12 protein-coding genes are annotated in these 19,502 nt (G+C 62.7%); 7 read left to right on the top strand and 5 right to left on the bottom strand.

Going from position 1 to position 19,502, the window contains the following annotated elements:
- Nucleotides 1-39: 39 nt before the first annotated feature.
- The 3 genes from EY713_RS01970 to EY713_RS01980 form a co-directional block, all read right to left on the bottom strand.
- Nucleotides 40-3,237 carry an efflux RND transporter permease subunit gene (locus tag EY713_RS01970; RefSeq protein WP_131113326.1) on the bottom strand — a complete coding sequence of 1,066 codons (3,198 nt, stop codon included), beginning with the start codon at nt 3,235-3,237 and terminating at the stop codon, nt 40-42.
- A gap of 79 nt (nt 3,238-3,316) precedes the next feature.
- A complete protein-coding gene (locus tag EY713_RS01975) occupies nt 3,317-4,477 on the bottom strand; it encodes an efflux RND transporter periplasmic adaptor subunit (RefSeq protein ID WP_131113327.1) in 1,161 nt (386 codons plus the stop codon).
- Between the two features lie 263 nt (nt 4,478-4,740).
- Nucleotides 4,741-5,031, bottom strand: a complete 291-nt coding sequence (locus tag EY713_RS01980) for a GCG_CRPN prefix-to-repeats domain-containing protein (RefSeq protein WP_131113328.1) — start codon at nt 5,029-5,031, stop codon at nt 4,741-4,743.
- A 275-nt stretch (nt 5,032-5,306) separates the two neighbouring features.
- Between EY713_RS01980 and EY713_RS01985 the strand changes: the two genes are divergently transcribed.
- The 4 genes from EY713_RS01985 (at nt 5,307) to EY713_RS02000 (ending at nt 10,409) form a co-directional block, all read left to right on the top strand.
- The gene (locus EY713_RS01985) at nt 5,307-7,361 is read left to right on the top strand and encodes a M3 family metallopeptidase (protein WP_131119149.1); all 2,055 of its coding nucleotides are present in this window, start codon (nt 5,307-5,309) and stop codon (nt 7,359-7,361) included.
- A gap of 43 nt (nt 7,362-7,404) precedes the next feature.
- On the top strand, nt 7,405-8,499 hold the full coding sequence (locus EY713_RS01990; protein WP_131113329.1) for an ATP-dependent DNA helicase: 1,095 nt from the start codon (nt 7,405-7,407) through the stop codon (nt 8,497-8,499).
- 157 nt (nt 8,500-8,656) lie between these two features.
- Nucleotides 8,657-9,481, top strand: coding sequence for a hypothetical protein (locus EY713_RS01995; protein WP_131113330.1), 825 nt, complete (start codon nt 8,657-8,659; stop codon nt 9,479-9,481).
- A gap of 292 nt (nt 9,482-9,773) precedes the next feature.
- Nucleotides 9,774-10,409: a hypothetical protein gene (locus EY713_RS02000; RefSeq protein WP_131113331.1), complete on the top strand. Its 636-nt coding sequence runs from the start codon at nt 9,774-9,776 to the stop codon at nt 10,407-10,409.
- Between the two features lie 79 nt (nt 10,410-10,488).
- On the opposite strand, the gene EY713_RS02005 is transcribed toward EY713_RS02000, so the two are convergent.
- Nucleotides 10,489-12,159 (bottom strand): formate--tetrahydrofolate ligase, encoded by a 1,671-nt coding sequence (locus tag EY713_RS02005; protein ID WP_131113332.1) that lies wholly within the window; start codon nt 12,157-12,159, stop codon nt 10,489-10,491.
- Between the two features lie 306 nt (nt 12,160-12,465).
- Between EY713_RS02005 and hemA the strand changes: the two genes are divergently transcribed.
- Complete coding sequence (hemA, locus tag EY713_RS02010) at nt 12,466-13,701, top strand: 5-aminolevulinate synthase (RefSeq protein WP_131113333.1); 1,236 nt, start codon at nt 12,466-12,468, stop codon at nt 13,699-13,701.
- Here hemA and EY713_RS02015 read toward each other — a convergent pair whose 3' ends face one another.
- Nucleotides 13,702-16,689, bottom strand: a complete 2,988-nt coding sequence (locus EY713_RS02015) for a response regulator (protein ID WP_165490996.1) — start codon at nt 16,687-16,689, stop codon at nt 13,702-13,704. It lies immediately after the preceding gene.
- Nucleotides 16,690-16,921: 232 nt separating this feature from the next.
- Between EY713_RS02015 and EY713_RS02020 the strand changes: the two genes are divergently transcribed.
- Together EY713_RS02020 and EY713_RS02025 are read left to right on the top strand one after the other, a co-directional pair.
- Nucleotides 16,922-17,899: a sugar-binding transcriptional regulator gene (locus tag EY713_RS02020; RefSeq protein WP_245572855.1), complete on the top strand. Its 978-nt coding sequence runs from the start codon at nt 16,922-16,924 to the stop codon at nt 17,897-17,899.
- 112 nt (nt 17,900-18,011) lie between these two features.
- Nucleotides 18,012-19,451, top strand: coding sequence for an extracellular solute-binding protein (locus EY713_RS02025; protein WP_131113336.1), 1,440 nt, complete (start codon nt 18,012-18,014; stop codon nt 19,449-19,451).
- Nucleotides 19,452-19,502 lie beyond the last annotated feature (51 nt).

Consider the following 19,502-nt stretch of genomic DNA (forward strand, 5'->3'; position numbering starts at 1 on the left):
GCGCTGTGCTAGCCGCGAGTCGGGCCGACGCAGCCGCCGTTACGATGCCGGAGCGACGGGCGCCGGATGCTGGCCGTCGGCATCGTCGGCAACCCGCTTCGACCCATATTTGACGTCCGGATCGATGCCGCGACGTCGGTCGATCCACTCCGAGAAATACTGGAACGTCACATAGAGCATCGGGATCACAAAGATGCCGATAAGGCTGGCCGCGATCATGCCGGCAAAGATAGGCGTCCCGACGTCACGCCGGCTGACCGATGCTGCGCCATGGGCGATCACGAGCGGGACGAGCCCGAGCACGAAGGCGATCGAGGTCATGATGACGGCGCGGAAACGCATGCTCGCGCCGGCGATCGCCGAATCGATAATCGAATGTCCGGCCTCGCGTTGCTCCTTGGCGAATTCGACGATCAGAATGCCGTTCTTGGCCGCCAGCGCGATCAACACCACCAGACCGACCTGCGCGTAGAGATCGAGCACCAGACCACCCACGATGATGCCGATGAAGGCCCCGAACACACCGACCGCGACGGAGAGCAGCACCGGGATCGGGATGATCCAGCTTTCATAAAGGCTGACCAGAAACAGGTAGGCGAAGAGAATCGCTAGCCCGAGCACGACGCTGGTTTGTCCGTTGGCTTGATATTCCTGATAGGCCGTGCCGGTCCATTCGTAGCTATAGCCGTTCGGCAGAGTCTTGTTCGACGTCTCCGCCATGGCCGCGAGGGCTGCGCCGGATGAAACGCCCGCAGCCGGACTGCCCTGGATCGGGATCGCGCGATAGTTGTTGTAGCGCGTGATCACCTGCGGCCCTTGCACGACTCGCAGCGAGGCGAGCGATCGCAATGGCACGTCCGCGCCTTGCTTGTTCTTGACGTAGAGCTGCCAGATCGACTCGATGTCTCGCCGATCCTTGGCTTCACCCTCGATATTGACCTGCCAGGTACGGCCGTAGAGGTTGAAGTTGTTGATGTAGGTGCCGCCCAGCGAGGATTGCAGCACGTTAAAGATATCGCCGATATTGACCCCGAGCGCGCTGGCTTTTTCGCGGTCGATGTCGAGGTAAAGGGATGGGTTGGAGGCCGTGAACGTCGTGAAGACGCGGGCGAGCTGCTTGTCGCCGTTGGCGGCCGCCACTAGCCCCTGCGCGACATTGCCCATCACGGCCGGATCCTGACCTTCGAGCGCTTCGAGATCATATTCGAAGCCGCCGCCGGTCGACAGACCGATGATCGGCGGCAGGTTGAACGCGATCACGTTGCCGGTGCGGATCTGCTGCGCGGCCCCGAACACACGACCGATCATCGCCTGAACGGAATCCGCCGCCGCGGTCCGGTCCTCGAAGGGTTTGAGGCGCACCACCATGAAGCCGGCGTTCGGCTCACTCACGCTGTCGAGGAACGAGAATCCGATGACCGAGAAGGTGTCGGCGACCTGCGGCATCTTCAGCAGCATGTCTTCCATCGTCTTCACGGTTTCGCTCGTGCGCGACACAGACGCGCCATCCGGAAGCTGAATCACGACGAAGAAGGCGCCTTGATCTTCCTCAGGTAGAAACCCGGTCGGCGTTCGCGCGGCCGCAAAGTAGATGCCGACCGCGAACCCGCCGATGATCAGCAGGCTGATCACGCTGAATCGGACCAGCCGCTTCACCACAGATGTGTAGCCATGCCGCGTCTTATCGATCCCGCCCAGCACCTTCCCCATGATGCCACCCTTGTGGCTGCCAGGGCGAAGAAAGACGCCGCAGAGCGCGGGCGAAAGCGTCAAAGCATTGACGGCCGAGATCAACATCGCGATCGAGATCGTCACGGCGCATTGGCGAAAGAGGATGCCGGTCAAGCCCGGAATAAAGGCGATGGGTACGAACACCGACAGCAACACCAGCGTGATCGCGATGATCGGCGCCGTGATCTCCCCCATGGCCTTCTTGGTGGCCTGTTTCGGCGTGAGGCTCGGGTCCTCTTCCATGACCCGTTCGACATTCTCGACCACCACGATCGCGTCGTCGACCACGATGCCGATGGCCAGCACCATCGCGAGCAGCGACACCGTATTGGCCGAATAGCCAATGACCAGAAGCACCGCGAACGTCCCGATCAGGCTCACCGGCACCGCGACCGCCGGAATGATCGTGGCGCGGAAGTTGCCCAGGAACAGGAACACCACGATCACGACCAGAACGAAGGCTTCGGCAATCGTCTTCAGCACCTCGTGGATCGTGTCGGTCACGAAGGTCGTCGAGTCATAAACGGTCTTGTATTTCAGACCCTCGGGGAATCGCGGCGACAGTTTGGCCAGCGTCGCGTTGACGGCGGCTGCGGTCTGCACCGCATTGGCACCCGGCGACAGATAGATGCCGAGCGCCACGGCGGGCTTTCCGTCGAGCCGGCTGAAATTGTCGGAATTCTGGGCGCCCATTTCGACGCGCGCCACATCGCTGACGCGGAGCAGCGATCCATCCGGGTTGGCTCGAACCACGATCGCGCCAAACTCCTCCGGCGTGGTCAAACGGCCCTTTGTCTGAAGGTTGAATTGGAACTGCTGATCGTTGTCGATCGGTTGAGCGCCGATGCGTCCAACCGGAGCCTGGACGTTTTGCGACTCGATCGCGTTGATGATTTCAGAGGGCGCCATGCCGAGATTGTTCAAACGCTGGACGTCGAACCAGATCCGCATGGAATATTTGAGCTTGCCAAACAGCGAAGCCTGACCAACACCGGGCGTCCGCGACAACTCATCGAGCACGTTGATGGTGGCGTAATTCGTGATGAAGAGCGGGTCTTGCTGACCGTTGTCGCTATAGAACATCATGAATTGCAGGACCGCCGACGAGCGCTTCTGCACCGTCAGACCCTGCAGCTGCACCTCGCTCGGCAACTGGGACAAGGCGGTCTGGACGCGGTTGTTGACGTTGACCGTGTCGATGTTCGGATCCGACCCCAGCGCGAACGATACCGTCAGATTGTAACTGCCATCGTTGCCGCTCGACGACTTCATGTAGAGCATCTGGTCGACGCCGACGATCTGCGCTTCCAGCGGCTGCGCCACCGCGCTTTCGACGACCGAGGCCGACGCACCGGGATAGTTGGCGGTCACCTGAACCTGGGGCGGCACGATATCGGGAAATTGCGAGACCGGGATGCGGGTCAGCGCCAAGCCGCCCGCGATCGTGATGATGATCGCGATCACGATGGCGAGCCGGGGGCGATCGACGAAGACGGAAGAGATCATGGCGTGAAGATCCGGCGGGGCAGCGGGCGTGCGAAGCCGCCCTGATCGCGATGGAAGAGGTGGACGGGCGTGAGCGCCGTCACGGAGCCGGTTTCTGAGCCTGTTCGGCTGCCGTCGGCGCGGCCGGCGCCGGTGCCACGGTTTGACCCGGCTTGACCTTCTGAATGCCTTCCACCACGACCGACTGGCCCTCTTTCAGTCCCGCGATCACGCCCGCCATCGTTGGGGTCGACTGCCCAAGCTTGATCTGCGTCTTGATGGCCTTGTTGTCGTCGCCCACCACATAGACCGAGTCGCCGAGTTGATCGGTCATGATGGCGGCGCGCGGAACCGACAGCACCTCGACGGGTTGAACACCCTCGAGCAGGACTTGGATAAACTCGCCGTCGACGAGTTCGCGTGTGACCGACCCCTCCGTCTGCTGCGCCAGCGGCGGATTGGCGATGGTGCCGCGTAAGGTGATCGTGTCGGTCGACGCCGCGATCGTGTTGTCGACGAAATTGACGTTGCCGATCTGCGAATAGGTACGGCCATCGGGCAGAATGATCCTGATCTGAACCGCGGCCGTGCCCTTCCCCGCGTAACGCGAGCGGAGCTCGAGGGCACTGCGGACCGAGATCGGGAATACGACATACATCGGATCCTGCCGCACGATGGTGGCCAGCGTGCCGCTGCTCGGACTGACGACGTTACCGGCCGTGATCGCGGTGCGGCCGATCTTGCCGTCGATCGGCGCCGCGATCGTCGTATAGCCGAGCTGGATCTGCGAGGTCCGCAGATTGGCTTTGGCGGCGAGCAACTGGCCCTGAAGATTGCCCTGATTGGCCTTTGCGGTATCGACGTTGGATTGTTGTCCGGCCGGCGAACTCAGGAGCGTCGTCGCACGCTCCAAAACGATGTTGGCGTTTTGCAGTTGCGCCTGGATCTGATCGATCGTGGCCTGTTTGGCGGCCACATCGGCTTCGAAAGGCGGCCGCTCGAGACGATAGAGCACGTCCCCCTTCTTGACCTCCTGGCCTTCCTTGAACACGATCTGGTCGATGAAGGCGGTCACGCGAGCCACGAGGTTGACCTGCTCGACGGCCTGGATGCGGCCGATGAAGCGCTCGGTCTCCACGATCGGGATTTTGCCGACCTTGACAATACCGACGGCCGGCGGAGGCGCGGCAGGCGCCTGGGCGTGGGCGACGCCCGTCAGGAGCAAAGCCGACACACCAACAATCGTAAGCAAACGGACCATCAAGACCTCGTTACGAGAACGAACCGGTTTGACCGGGCGGACGAGCACATTCAGCGCGTCGCAAAACCATGAGATCCCGGCAGGACACTCGGGCATCACCCCCGCCCCTCACGCCTTGGCGGAGCGAAGGATCACCTGCCTCCTCTTGACCTGATCACCATTCCGGCCACCGGTAAAATCTTACGACGCCCGGCTGCTTTCGCATTTTCGACCGCCAAAGAAAAGCCCCGCCGAAGCGGGGCTCAAGGGATCGGTGATCAGCCTTAGCGGCAGACGCGGCGCGGCCCATACGGGGTCTCGCGGATAAAGCAACGCCGTCCGCCGTAGTAAGGGCGCGGACCGTAGAAGGGCCGCGCGTAGACCGGGCCGCCATTGCCTTTGCAATAGCCATAGTTGGAACGATGACCGAATGGTCCGCAACCATCACGAACCAAGGTCACCGCGGGAGCATCGCCGAGTTGCAACGCATTGCTGAGCGGCATCGCTTCGGCGCCAACCGCCCCGAGGCCGAACATCATTACGGCTGCGGCCGCCAATCCAAGGGTCTTGCGCATAATTACACCTTTCTTGCTCTGATCGGGTGCGCCCCGGTCGAGCCTAAGCTCCACACCCATAACACCGCAACCGGGCCTCTTGGTTCCCCGACGCGCCTGCGGTCGCGCGAAAGGTGCTTAAAAGTTTCTCAATTTTGGGGCTGTCGCAGGCGCATCGCCGCAAGCCCGCACCTTGAATTGACCACGAGCCGTGGCTTGATAAGACAAGGTGCCGGGTTGTCCGCGCCATCGCCCTCCCGAGAGCTCCCGTGTCTAATCTTCCGACCACCACCGCTATGCGCCAGCCCTCCGACAACCCATTCTTTGCCGAATGGGACACGCCTTTCGGCATTGCGCCCTTTCATGACATCCGGCCAGAGCATTTCGTCCCGGCCTTCGAGCGCGGCATGGCCGAGAATGCTGCCGATATCGCGGCCATCGTTGCTGACCCGACAGCGCCGAGTTTCGACAACACGATCAAGCCGCTGGAACGGGCGGGCCTGCTTCTCAGCCGCGTCAACCGCGTGTTCTGGAACCTGACGGGGGCCAACACCAATCCGGCGTTGCAGGCCATCGAACGGGAGATTTCTCCGGTCCTGGCCAAGCACTATCAGGCCATCACCATGGATCAGGGCCTGTTTGCGCGTGTCGAGGCGGTGGACCGTCTGCGCGGCACGCTCGACCTCGATGAAGAGCAGGCGCGGGTCCTCGATCTCACGATCGAGGGTTTCGTGCGCGGCGGCGCAAAGCTCGATGCGAACGACAGGCAGAAGCTGACCGCCATCGTCGAACGTTTGGCGGTGCTCGGCACGTCGTTCAGCCAAAATGTCCTGGCGGACGAAAAAGCCTATGAGCTCGTCCTCGAGGGCGAAGCGGATCTTGCCGGCCTCCCCCCTGCCCTGCGGGATGCCGCCGCACAAGCCGCGACCGAACGCGGTCACCCCGGTGGTTCCGTCATCACGCTCTCGCGGTCGCTGGTGGTGCCGTTCCTTCAATTCTCAAGCCGCCGCGACCTCCGCGAGAAGGCTTATGCGGCATGGACCAAGCGCGGCGAAAACGCCGACCAACATGATAACCGCGCCATCGTGGCCGAAACCGTCAAACTCCGCGCCGAGCGTGCGGCTCTCCTCGGGTTTCCGAGCTTTGCGCATTACAAGCTCGACGACACGATGGCGAAAACTCCTGACGCGGTTCGCGATCTTCTCGACCGGGTCTGGATCAAAGCGCGGGAGCGGGCCGAGGTCGAGGCGAAAGATCTTGAAGCCACGATCGCCGCGGAAGGTGGCAATTTCGCCCTCGCCGGGCATGACTGGCGCTACTATTCGGAGAAGGTGCGCCACGCCCGCTATGACATCGACGATGCCGAGGTCCGCGCCTATTTCGCGCTTGATAATATCATCGCGGCGGCCTTCGACACCGCACATCGGCTGTTCGGGCTGACGTTCACCGAGCGCCGCGACGTTCCGGTCTACCATCCGGACGTGCGCGCCTTCGATGTCACCGACGGCGATGGGCACCATGTCGCGTTGTTTCTCGGTGACTATTTCGCCCGATCGTCGAAGCGCAGCGGTGCGTGGAACTCCGGGTTCCGCGTCCAGGAGCGGATGGACGGCGAGGTGAGGCCGATCGTCGTCAACGTCATGAATTTCGCCAAGGGCGGGCAGGACGAACCGAGCCTGCTCAACATCGACGATGCGCGAACGCTCTTCCATGAATTCGGCCATGCGCTGCACTGCATGTTGTCCGACGTGACCTATCCGTCGATCGCGGGCACTAGCGTGTCGCGCGACTTCGTCGAATTCCCCTCGCAACTCTACGAGCACTGGATCATGCAGCCGACGGTGTTGAAGCGTTTCGCGCGCCATGCCGTCACGGGCGAGCCGATCCCCGATCACCTGATCGAGCGGATCAAGCAAGCCCGCAACTTCAACCAGGGTTTCGCCACGGTCGAATATTGCGCCTCGGCCTATGTGGATCTCGACTTCCATCTGCTGTCGCCAGAGGCGGCCGCCGCCGTCGATGCCGGACAATTCGAGCGGGACAGTCTCGCTCAAATCGGGATGCCGACCGCCATCGTGATGCGCCATCGCACGCCCCACTTTTCCCATGTGTTCTCCGGCGACGGCTATTCGGCCGGATATTATTCCTATCTCTGGTCAGAAGTGCTTGATGCCGACGGCTTCGGGGCGTTCGAGGAAGCCGGCGACATTTTCGATCCGACTGTCGCCAAGAAGCTCCGCGACTATGTCTATGCGGCGGGGTCGCGGCGCGATCCGGCCGAAGCCTATCGGTTGTTCCGGGGGCGCATGCCCGATCCGGCGACGCTGCTTGAGAAGCGTGGACTGAGCTGAGCGTGGCAAAACGGGATGGCGCCTCGCGCCGACGAGGCTCGCCATGAAATGGTCCCCCGAGCAGGATGCGGCGCTGCAAGCCGTATCGGCGTGGTTGAAAAGCGGCGAAAACCAGGTCTTCCGCCTCTTTGGCTATGCGGGAACCGGGAAGACGACGCTGGCCCGGACGCTGGCGGCGGATGTTGACGGCGACGTGGCCTTCGGCGCCTTCACCGGCAAGGCCGCTCTGGTGCTGCGCCACAAGGGATGTGAGAACGCCTCAACCATTCACAGCCTGATCTACCGCACGCGCGAGGCCGATACCGACACCCCCTCCTTCGTCCTCAACAAGGAAAGTGCGGCCGCCAAAGCCTCGCTGATCATCATCGACGAATGTTCGATGGTGGACGAGGATCTCGCCCGCGATCTCCTGTCGTTCGGAACGCCGGTTCTGGTGCTGGGCGATCCGGCGCAGATCCCGCCCGTCAAGGGCGGCGGCTATTTCACCGATGCCGAGCCCGACGCCATGCTGACGGAGGTGCACCGACAGGCGGCCGACAACCCGATCATCGCTTTGTCGATGCAGATCCGCGAAGGCGGACGGCTGACGCCGGGCGCTTACGGAGAGAGCCGTGTGATCCGGCGCGATCAACTCGGAGCCGCCATGGTGACGCGGGCCGACCAATTGCTGGTCGGCACCAACAAGTCGCGGCGGTCGTTCAACAAGCGAATGCGCGAGTTGCTGGGGTTCACCCATGCGATGCCGGAGGTCGGCGAGAAGCTCGTTTGTCTTCGCAACGATAAGAAAAAGGGCCTCCTGAACGGTGGGACCTGGCTTGTCGACTCCCTTCAACCGATGCGCGGCACTAAGCTCAAGATGACGGTGTCGCCGGAGGAAGAGCGGGGCAAAAAGGCCGTCAAGATCAGCGTGCTTCCGGCCTATTTCGAGGGCAAGGAGGACGAACTCTCGATGGCGGTGCGGCGCGAATCGGACGAATTCGACTACGGCTACGCCTTGACGGTCCATAAGGCGCAAGGCTCACAGTGGAATTCGGTCGTGCTCTTCGACGAGAGCTATGCGTTTCGGGAGCATCGGAGCCGCTGGCTCTATACCGGCCTGACCCGCGCGGCCGAAAAGATCATCGTGGTGGTCGACTAGGACCAGATTGCCCGGGCCCACTCGTTCGGGCCGCCCTGATGGCTGCAATGGCGAGGCTTCAAGGGCTGCAACTCGCTCCGGCTCCGCACGTTGACGATCAAACGGGGCGCATCTCGCCCTCTCGTCACAGGGTGGTGACACCCTCTCGGAGCCTTTCATGTCGGTCTTTACAAATGCGGTTCGGCCCCTCGTGGTCGCCGTTTCTTTCGCAGTTGCGGCGGCGGCTGCCGTCGGCTCGATCACTCCGGCCAACGCTCAAATTCTGCCGCATGGGGGCGGCGGCGGTTTTCACGGGGGGAGCGGTGGTTTCCATGGGGGGAGTGCAGGCTTTCACGGTGGCGGTCAGCGCTTTGGCGGCATGCAAGGGGCTGCCCCGTCTGGCCAAAACTTCGGCGGTGGCACCGTCAATCGGGGCGGCGGATCGCGCCCGCTGACGATCGGCGGAGCACAACGTCCGAATCAGGGCTTTGGCCGAGGCGGGTTCGGACGAGGCGGTTACGCTGGTGGTTACCATGGCGGCTACGGCGATCGTCGCGGCTATGGCGACCGTCGCGGCTATGGCTATGCCGGGCTAGGAGCCCTGGGTGGCTTTGGTTTGGGATACGGCCTCGCTGGCGGATATGGCTACGACGACGATGCCTATGGCTACGGCTATGGAAGCTCATTCGATGGCATCGGTCCCGGCTATGCCGATGGCACGACCTTCTATGGACAGGGATATGGCCCTGGCGATGTCTATGGCGGCAATCCAGACGCCTTGATTCAGGACGCACCACGCACGATCGCAGGTTACACGCCCGGCCCGGCGCAAGTCGGACCGGCCCATAACTCCGTTCAAGATGATGAGGAGCGGACCGCGATCGGCAATGCATGCCGGACGCCGGTTAAAACCTGCGATTTGTATGAACCCGCACAGATCGGCGGCGGCTGCTCCTGCAAAGTGGCGGGCAGATCTCGCGCTCGTGGCGCGGTTGTGCAGTGACTGTTAAGCATCAGTCCACGTCAATCTTGGAAAAACTGTGACAAGGCCGATTGTGACGCTTGATTGTCGGTGCGTCGTCGTCATCTTACCGGCGCGGTCACGTCAATGTGTAACCATGAAAACGCCTGATTGACCAAACCGATCGCGGTGCAACTTTTGTGCTTCACGTGCGTTCGCTTGGTGGGTTAAGCGTCAGCTTGACAGGTACGTCTCGAACAGGCGGCTTGTATGATGCGGCAGGCACTTTCGGTACGACGTAACCTGCAATGTTTTTGAACAGAAGGGGTTTAACATGAAGAATTCGAAGCTCGTTATGGCCGGCGTGGCTCTTGCCTTCCTTTCGGGCGGTGTCGCTTCTGCTTTCGCACAGGGCGCTCCCGATGACGTTTCCGGCGTCAAGAGTCGCAAGATGCATGTGCACGGCCAGGCCGCTCGCACCAACGTGAAGACCGAAGCTGGCTATCGTCCGCTCACGGTCGGCGCTCCCCGCGTTGCTCGCGTCCCGACCCCGGCTGAGTCCGTCAACGGTCTCGGCGCAGCTGTTGCTTCGCCCTTTAACGGCATTGCGGCTGTTGGCGGCCCGATCGGCGTTGGCGGTTCGGTGATCGGCGGCGCCATCGGCGGCGCGACCTCGATCGCGACGGCTCCCCTCGGCGCATTGCTCGGCGCCCCGGTCGGTATCTCGAATGACTTGGCTCCCCCGCTGCCGATCAAGGCTCGTTATGCTCACACCGGTCCGGTGACGACGACCCTCGACGACGGCTACGCTCAGGAAGTGCCGGTTGATCGTTCGGGCCCGATCTACATGATCGACAACGGCGGCAAGGATCGCACCGTGACCCCGTTCACGCTTCTGATCTTCCCGGTCACGGGCGCTGTCTCAGCTCTGACCTCGCCGCTGCGTCCGGCTCCGGTCGTCGCTCACTAAGCTCACTTTACTGAGCTGACATTAGAAGGGCTGGCGTTTCGCCAGCCCTTTTTTTGTCGAAGAGCGACATGCGCCGCCGCTAGAATAGTCCTTCGGTTTCGCCATCGACGACCCGAATGTCGAGTGCGGCCGGGCGACGCGGTAGTCCCGGCATCGTTCTGACATCGCCGCAGAGCGCCACCACGAAACCCGCGCCGGCCATCAATCTGAAACCCGTGATCGGGACGATATGGCCCGTCGGTGCGCCGCGGATCGTCGGATCCACGCTAAAACTATAGGGCGTCTTGGCGATACAGACCGGCAAATGGCCCGCTCCGGACGCTTCGATCGCTTCAAGCTGTTTGACGGCGGAGGATGTCATCTCGATATCGGCCGCGCCGTAGACCGTTCGTGCAACGACCCGCACCTTCTCGGCCAAGGGAAGAGCGTCGGCATAGGACAACTGCAACGTTCCAGGTTTGACCTCGACGCGCTCCACAACGGCTGCGGCGAGCGCCTCGATACCGGCCGACCCCTCGGCCCAATGTCGGCAGAGGATAGCATCCGTGCCCAGTCGCTCACGGCACAATGCCTGAAGCATGTCGACCTCTGCGGCCGTATCGGTCCCGAAATGGTTGATCGCAACGAGAGGATCAAAGCCGAACGTCCGCAGGTTGCCGACATGGCGCTGGAGATTAGCAAATCCGTGCTCGACCGCCGCGACATCGTCGCGCTCGAGGGCATCCTTGGCGACGCCACCGTGCATTTTCAGCGCCCGCACCGTCGCCACGATGACGACGGCAGAGGGTGCGAGTCCCGCGCTGCGACACTTGATGTTGAAAAACTTCTCCGCTCCAAGGTCGGCGCCGAAACCGGCCTCGGTCACGACGTAATCGGCAAGCGACAGCCCGGCCCGCGTCGCGATCACCGAATTGCATCCATGTGCGATATTGGCGAACGGGCCGCCGTGGACGATGGCCGGGGTTCCCTCCAACGTCTGCACGAGATTCGGCCGCAAGGCGTCCTTGAGCAGCGCCGTCATGGCGCCGGTGGCGCCGAGATCAGCCACCGTGATCGGCGTCCCATCGTTGGTCGCGGCCACGACGATGCGGCTCAATCGCCGCTCGAGATCATCGAGGTCCTGCGCGAGGCAGAAGACCGCCATGACTTCGGACGCGACTGTGATGTCAAATCCGTCCTCGCGGGGATAGCCGTTCGATGGACCGCCGAGAGACGATACGATCGACCGCAAGGCGCGGTCGTTCATGTCGACCGCCCGTCGCCAGACGATGCGGCGCGCGTCGATCCCGAGCGCATTGCCCCAATAGATGTGATTGTCGATCATGGCGGCCAGCAAATTATGGGCGCTGGTGATCGCGTGGAAATCGCCGGTGAAATGCAGGTTGATATGTTCCATCGGAGCGACTTGGGCGTGGCCACCGCCGGTCGCGCCGCCCTTCTGACCGAAGCACGGACCGAGCGAGGGTTCACGCAAACAGACGATGGCGCTCTTGCCGAGACGCCTGAGGCCATCGGCAAGGCCGATCGTGGTCGTGGTTTTGCCTTCGCCGGCCGGCGTCGGACTGATGGCCGTCACCAGGATCAGCTTGGCGTTAGGTCGCTCGGGGCGGTCGGCCAAGGCTTGCGGCGTCAGTTTTGCGATGAACCGGCCATAGGGATGCAGCGCTTCATCCGGGACGCCAAGGCGTGCGCCGATCTCCGTGATCGGGCGGAGAGGATAGAGGCGGGCAATCTCGAGATCGGACGACATGCGGGTCCCTTTAGCTCTGGCGAGATCGCGTGCATCGTTGCGCGTCTCGTCCCCTGACATCGCGCGCAGTTGCGTCGAGCCGCAACGGCGTAGCGTCGATTAACGTGGCGGTCCGATCCTGTCGCGCCTTTTCTGGCTAAGACCCGAGCGCCGCCTCAGAGAGGCCCGCGTGGTGGCTTGCTTAGGACAATCTGTCCGTCGTAAACCTGCCACAGACGATTTATCTCAGATCCACGTTTCGAGGGCAGCCTCCCGGGAGTCACGTCCTCCGGCCTGCCGTCTCCATCAACGCGGCAAGGTCCTCCTATGCGGTACCGGCATTATTTCGATGAGGCTCTGGATCGTCTGAGATCAGAGCGCCGATACCGCGTTTTCGCGGATTTGGCCCGCGACGTTGACCGCATGCCGCAAGCCGATCTCTGGATAGGGGGCACGGCCCGTCCCGTGACCGTGTGGTGCTCGAACGACTATCTCGGCATGGGTCGCCATCCGGACGTGATCGCGGCCATGCAGGCGGCCGTTGCGCGATATGGGGCCGGGGCCGGTGGAACGCGCAACATTTCCGGCAACAGCCATCCTGTCGTCGACCTCGAGCGGGACTTGGCCGATCTGCACGGTAAGGAGGCGGCGCTCGTTTTTACCTCCGGCTGGATCTCGAACCTCGCGGCCTTATCGACGGTGGCGCAACTGCTTCCAGATTGCCTGATCCTATCGGACGCCTGGAACCACAATTCCATGATCGAGGGCATTCGCCGTTCGGGTCGCGACAAGCAGATCTTCCGGCACAACGATCTCGCGCATCTCGAGCAATTGTTGCGCGACACGGATGTGAACCGCCCGAAGCTGATCGTCTTTGAAAGCCTGTATTCGATGGACGGCGATCTCTCTCCGATCGCCGGAGTCGCGGCCTTGGCGCGACGCTACAATGCGATGACCTATCTCGACGAGGTCCATGCGGTTGGGCTCTACGGTGCGCGCGGTGGCGGCATCGCCGAGCGAGACGGCGTCATGGGGGAGATCGACATCATCGAGGGTACGTTGGCCAAGGGGTACGGCACGCTCGGGGGCTATGTGGCAGCCGATGCATCCATCGTCGATGCGATCCGGAGCTATGCCCCGTCGTTCATTTTTACGACCGCGCTGCCGCCGGCCGTTGCTTGCGCGGCCCGCGCGGCGGTGCAGCATTTAAAGACCTCCTCGGTCGAGCGGACGATGCATCAACGTCAGGTGGCGCTGACCAAGGCCGCGCTTGTGGCCGCCGATCTGCCCGTGATGCAGAACCGGTCGCATATCGTGCCGTTGTTCGTCGGCGACGCCGAGCGCTGCAAGGCCGCATCCGATATGCTTCTCGATCAGCACAATATCTACATCCAGCCGATCAACTATCCGACGGTGGCGCGCGGGACCGAGCGGCTCCGCATCACCCCGACACCGTTGCATACGGCTCAGCATGTCGCGGCGCTCACGACCGCCTTGACCGACGTGTGGGAGCGCCTCGATCTGCCGACGGCGGCGCGCTACAACGCCCACGCAGCCGAGTAGTTAGACCGGAGGCCCCGCCTCGCGATCCTCCGGGGGTCGCGCCGCATCCTGTTCATCGGCGCCCCGGTCGTTGGCATAATGCGTATGTTCGAGGACCCGGAGCTCGTTGGCGATATCCTTCAGGCTCGTTTCGCCCTTGCTCAGCACCCGATCCGCCGCCGCCAACCGCTTGCGCTCGGCGTTGCTGATGTCGCGCGCGCTGAGAACCACGACCGGAATATCCTCGCCAAACGGCGTCTTGCGGAGGGCATCCAGAAACACGAACCCATCCATCACCGGCATCGTCAGATCGAGCAGGATCAGGCGCGGCCTCGCGACGGCGACACGCTCGAGCGCCTCGGCCCCGTTGGCGGCCTCTTGAACGGTCCATCCATTCTTTTCGAGCACGGACCGGAGCCTCTCTCGCGCGCCCCTGTCGTCGTCGACCACCAGAACGTCACCCTCGTGGTCGTGAAAACGATCCATGATGTGGCTGAGGCTGCTCCAATCCACCGGCTTGGCGAGATGCTCGTCGGCGCCGAGTGAGGCCGCCAGCCCATTGTCGGACACGAAGGTGATCATCACGACGGGCACGCCCGCGAGATCCGGGTCTCTCTTGAGCGCGCTCAAGACCGACCAGCCGTCCATTTGCGGCATCATGACATCGAGCAGGATCGCGCGCGGCTTCAAAGCTTTGGCACGTTCGAGCCCTTGCCGGCCATCGGAAGCCGTCTCGACAGCGAAATTCTGTCGCTCGAGGAAGCGGCTCATGAGGTCACGTTGCGCGGGATCGTCGTCGATCACGAGAATGAGATCTCGCGTTCCGGCATCGGCGGGACGCGCCTCGGCGGCATTGTCGGCCGTCTCGTCAAATTCCGGCCGGACCGGCATGATGGCGGGAATGCGGAGCGAGAAGGTCGTGCCTTCGCCCGCAATGCTGTCGACCGAAATGTCGCCACCCATGAGGCGGCTGAACGCGCGGCTGATGGCCAGACCGAGCCCCGTTCCGCCGAACCGTCGCGTCGTCGTCTCGTCGGCCTGCGAGAAGCGCGCGAACAGTCGCTGCAACTGCTCGGGCGTCATGCCGATGCCGGTATCGATCACGCGGAACGTGACCCAATCGGCCCCGCCTTGCTGCTCGCGCGAGACCGCCAGTTTGATCGTGCCGTTCTCGGTGAATTTTGCCGCATTGCTCAACAGATTGAACAGACATTGCCGCAGCTTGACGACGTCGGTCGTCATCGCGCCAAGATCCGGATCGAGCTCGAGCAGCGCCACGTTGTTCTTCTGCTTCACCAGAGCATCGACGGTCGAGACCACGTCGGTCGCCAGCGTCGCGACGTCGATATCCTCGGCAAACACATCCATGCGATTGGCTTCGATTTTTGACAGATCGAGCACGTCATTGATAAGACTGAGCAGGTGGCGGGCGTTGGATTTGATCTTGCCGAGATCGGCCAGAAGGCTCGCCTCGCCGAGTTCCTCGACCTCCTCCTCCAGCATCTCGCAATAGCCGATGACGGCCGATAGCGGGGTGCGGAGCTCATGGCTCATATTGGCCAGAAACACGCTCTTGGCCCGGTTTGCGGCCTCTGCCGCATCGCGCGCTGCCGAAAGCTCGATCTCCGCTTCCTTGCGCTCACTGACATCCGTATGTGACCCGATCCATTCGCGGATGCCTCCCGCGGGGTCGAGGATGGGCGCCGCGCTGACGTCCATGTGACGCCACGTCCCGTCGTGCCGCCGCAGGCGATGCTCCAGCGTGAACGGGACGCCAGCGCCGATCGCCGCCTCCCACCCATGTTGGGTGCGAAGCCGGTCGTCCGGATGCACCGCATCCAACCAACCCCACAGCATGGACGCCTCGGGCTCCTGGCCCGTGAAGGCTTGCCATTCGGGCTGCGCCTTGATGAAAGCGCCGGCCGCATCGGTAATCCAGATCATCGAGGAACTGGATTGGGTCAGCGTGCGGAACCGCTCCTCGCTCTCGCGTAGCCACCGTTCCGCCCGCTTGCGGGAGGTCACGTCGGTGATCACCATCCCGACACCCGCCCGGCTCTTGGCTTTGGCGCTCGGCGCAACGGCGCTGGCCAGCGGATAGAAGCTGACCTGATACTCGCGGATATCCTTGCTGTTGTTGGTGCTCTGCGCCTGCACTTCGACATTGGAAATCGGGCGCCCCCCCTCGACCACCGCTTGCAGGCGGTCGGTGAGCACATCGCGCAATTGCGGCATGACATCCCAGATGCTGGCCCCCAAGGCCGCGCTCAAAGCCCGTTCGCTCATCTTGGCGAGCGCGCCATTGATCTGCTCGACTCGCAGCGACGCGTCGAGAAAGCCGAGCCCGACCGGTGCATTTTCGAAGACGCCCGCCAGCAAGGCACTGCTTCTGAGATGCTCGCGACGGCGCTTCAACGCGATGTAAGCCGCGATGCCGAACGCCAGCAGCGTCGATATCAGCGAAACCACCCGCAAGAACGAGGTCCATTGTTGAAGACCGTTTTCCATCCGGCCGATCGACGCGGTCGCGCTCAGCTGCAGATCCGCAACTTCGCCGCGCACCTGATCCATCAGGGCTTTGCCACGCCCGTTCCGGACGGCCGCCATCGCCGCATCGCGCCCCTGGGTTCGAAGGATTTCGATCCCCTTGCCGGCGCTATCCAGCCGCTGCCGTGCGAGGTCGATGAGTTTGTCGGCCCGTTCTCCGACCAGCCGATGCAAGGCCGCCGTATCGGCTTCGAAGGCAGGGATCGCCGCCGTATAGGGAGAGAGATACGGCTCTTCGCCGGTGAGAAGAAAGCCGCGTTGGCCCGTTTCGGCATCTTTTAGGGTCGAAAGAACCCGTTCGGCCCGCAACACGACAGCATTGTCATGCGCGATCCGGTCGGCTTGGCGGACGTCGAGCCAATAATCCCAACCCGCTGTGACCACCGCGATGGCCAGGAAGATGCCGGCCGCGATGCTCAAGGCCCGCGTGTGGTTCCCCGTTCGTCCGTCCTCAGCCAGCATCCAGCTCCCCGATGTGAGATAGGCCAGCGCCGCGAGCCATGCTGGCCGACCGCCGACGGAGTTTACGTTCGATCCGCAAACTACGCTTCTTGTCTGAAGAAGTCGCCTCGCTTGCCGCTCGGAGGTCGCAGATCGAATTGGTGCAGTGCCAAATCGAATTCGGCTTGACGACCATCGCGCGCTGTGAAAATTTTTACAGCAGAAAAGAAATTTTACACGGGAGCATGATGGTTTGGCCTTGGCCTGGAACATGTCGTCAATCGAGGATGATGAAAGCTTGGCAACCCGCGCCGCCTGGCTTCATTTCATCGGCGGTTTGACGCAGGGCGAAGTCGCCACCCGCATGAACATACAAAGCGTCAAAGCCCATCGGCTCATCGCCCGCGCCAACCGCGACGGGTTGATCCGCGTGTTCATCGATGGCGAGGTGGCCGAATGTGTCGCACTCGAAGACAAGCTTCGGTCCCTGTATGGACTGGCGCTCTGCGAGGTTGCGCCGACCGTCGATCTCGATCCGTTGCCGCTCCGCTCGCTCGGCATGCTGGGCGCCCGCTTTCTCCGGGCGGCCCTGGAAAAGCGCGATGATCCGGTGATCGGCCTCGGACATGGGCGAACGCTGGCGGCCTGCATCAACCAATTGCCCCGCACCAAGGCCGGCGGCACGCGCTTTGTGTCGCTGCTCGGCGGGTTTACGCGAAAATTCGAGGCGAACCCCTTCGACGTCATCAATCGCGTCGCGGAACGCACCGACGCCGAGACCTACGTGATGCCGTTGCCGTTCGTGCTGAACTCAGCCGAGGATCGGGCCATCCTCATGGCGCAAAAAGGCATTGAAGCGGTGTTCGACCTCGCGCGCGAGGCGTCGCTGAAATTTGTCGGCATCGGCACGACGGACGGCGGCGATGCATCGCTGACGGCCTCAGGCATGATCGAGCGCTGCGAGATGACCGCCATCAAGCAGGCCGGCGCCAGAGGTGAAATTCTTGGCCATTTCTTCGACGATCGGGGCAAGCGGGTCGAGACGGATCTGTCAGCCCGGACCATGTCGCTGTCGTTCGAGGATCTTGCGCGCGGCAAATTGGTCGCGGTGGCGGGGGGACAGGCCAAACCGGCCGCGATCCGCGCCATTCTGGCCAGTGGGCTGCTGCATGGCCTTTTGACCGACGAACGAACGGCGCGCAGCCTCGTCGATCTCTCGCCGGACCCGTAAGGGTTCGGTTGCTCGTCCGGACCGGTGGTCCGGGCAGTCGTCCGGGTCAACGAACCCTCGACGATCAAAAACAAGAAACGATTCCAAGGGTCGAACCACAAGGACGGACACCATGCACGATAAAGAGAAAGATCTATTCGAGGCCTTTACCAAGAAGCGCCTCAGCCGCCGCGAATTGATGGACCGGACGGCGAAATTGGGGATCGGCGCTGCGGCAGCTCACTCGCTGCTCGGCCTCGCCTCGACCAACGCGATGGCGGCCGATTTCGATTGGAAAGCCAATAAGGGCAAGACGATCCGGCTGCTGCTCAACAAACATCCCTATGCCGACGCCATGATCGCCGACATTGAATCCTTCAAGACATTGACCGGCATGAACGTCACCTACGACGTGTTCCCGGAAGACGTCTATTTCGACAAGGTGGTGGCGGCCCTCTCCTCGAAATCCGACCAGTATGATGCGTTCATGACCGGCGCCTACCAGACCTGGACCTACGGCCCCGCCGGCTGGATCGAAGATCTGAAGCCCTATATCGAGAGTGCCGACAAGACCAACCCCAACTATAGGTGGGACGATGTGCTGCCGGGCCTCCGCGCCTCGACAGCCTGGAACGGCGTCCCCGGTGCGGCGCTCGGCTCGGCGGATGCCAAGCAATGGTGCATTCCGTGGGGCTACGAGATGAACAGCCTCACCTACAATAAGAAGATGTTCGACAAGCTCGGCATGAAGCCGCCGAACAACATGGCCGAACTGATGGACGGCGCCGCCAAATTCCAGAAGGACGCAGGCGGCCCCTATGGCGTAGGCGTGCGCGGATCGCGCTCCTGGGCCACCATCCATCCGGGTTTCCTCTCGGCCTATACGAATTTCGGCCAAAAGGATTTCACGGTCACGGACGGTAAGCTCAAGGCCGCCATGAACACCAAGGAGTCCAAGGCGTTCCATGCCGATTGGGTCAAGATGATCCAGGATTCCGGCCCCAAGAACTGGTCGACCTATACCTGGTATCAGGTCGGAACCGACCTCGGCGCAGGCGCGTCGGGCATGATCTACGACGCCGACATCCTCGGTTATTTCATGAACGGCGGCGACAATAAGGAAGCCGGCAGCCTCGGCTTCCATGCCTTTGCGCCCAACCCGGCCGCCAAGGCGCCGACCCCGAATGTGTGGATCTGGTCCCTCGCCATGTCGAGCTTCGGCAAGCAGAAGGATGCCACCTGGGCGTTCATGCAATGGGCGTCCTCGGTCGAACACGGCATGTTCGGCGCGCGGAAGATGGACTTCGTGAACCCCGTCCGCGCATCGGTCGCGGCCGACGGCGAATGGCGCACCAAGATCAATAAGAGCTATCCCGGCTACATCGACCAGCTCGATGCCTCAGCGCCGGGTGCCAAGATCTACTTCACGGCACAGCCCTTGTTCTCCGATCTCACCACCGAATGGGCCTCGACCCTGCAGCAGATGGTGTCGAAGGAGATCCCGGTCGACGAAGGCCTCGACAAGCTCGCGGCCAGCACCGACCAGCAACTGAAGGATGCCGGGCTCGGCTAAGCCGGAAAGCTCCATGATCGAGAACGAGGGGACGCCGTCCCCTCGTTCCGA

Source organism: Lichenihabitans psoromatis (assembly GCF_004323635.1).
GTDB classification, from domain to species: domain Bacteria; phylum Pseudomonadota; class Alphaproteobacteria; order Rhizobiales; family Beijerinckiaceae; genus Lichenihabitans; species Lichenihabitans psoromatis.

What these genes read in the sequence shown, in the direction of transcription:
- EY713_RS02015 (WP_165490996.1), bottom strand. Translation starts at nt 16,689, where the DNA reads ATGCTGGCTGAGGACGGACGAACGGGGAACCACACGCGGGCCTTGAGC.
- EY713_RS01985 (WP_131119149.1), top strand. Translation starts at nt 5,307, where the DNA reads ATGCGCCAGCCCTCCGACAACCCATTCTTTGCCGAATGGGACACGCCT.
- EY713_RS02000 (WP_131113331.1), top strand. Translation starts at nt 9,774, where the DNA reads ATGAAGAATTCGAAGCTCGTTATGGCCGGCGTGGCTCTTGCCTTCCTT.
- EY713_RS01995 (WP_131113330.1), top strand. Translation starts at nt 8,657, where the DNA reads ATGTCGGTCTTTACAAATGCGGTTCGGCCCCTCGTGGTCGCCGTTTCT.
- EY713_RS02005 (WP_131113332.1), bottom strand. Translation starts at nt 12,159, where the DNA reads ATGTCGTCCGATCTCGAGATTGCCCGCCTCTATCCTCTCCGCCCGATC.
- EY713_RS01970 (WP_131113326.1), bottom strand. Translation starts at nt 3,237, where the DNA reads ATGATCTCTTCCGTCTTCGTCGATCGCCCCCGGCTCGCCATCGTGATC.
- EY713_RS01980 (WP_131113328.1), bottom strand. Translation starts at nt 5,031, where the DNA reads ATGCGCAAGACCCTTGGATTGGCGGCCGCAGCCGTAATGATGTTCGGC.
- EY713_RS02025 (WP_131113336.1), top strand. Translation starts at nt 18,012, where the DNA reads ATGCACGATAAAGAGAAAGATCTATTCGAGGCCTTTACCAAGAAGCGC.
- EY713_RS01990 (WP_131113329.1), top strand. Translation starts at nt 7,405, where the DNA reads ATGAAATGGTCCCCCGAGCAGGATGCGGCGCTGCAAGCCGTATCGGCG.
- hemA (WP_131113333.1), top strand. Translation starts at nt 12,466, where the DNA reads ATGCGGTACCGGCATTATTTCGATGAGGCTCTGGATCGTCTGAGATCA.
- EY713_RS01975 (WP_131113327.1), bottom strand. Translation starts at nt 4,477, where the DNA reads ATGGTCCGTTTGCTTACGATTGTTGGTGTGTCGGCTTTGCTCCTGACG.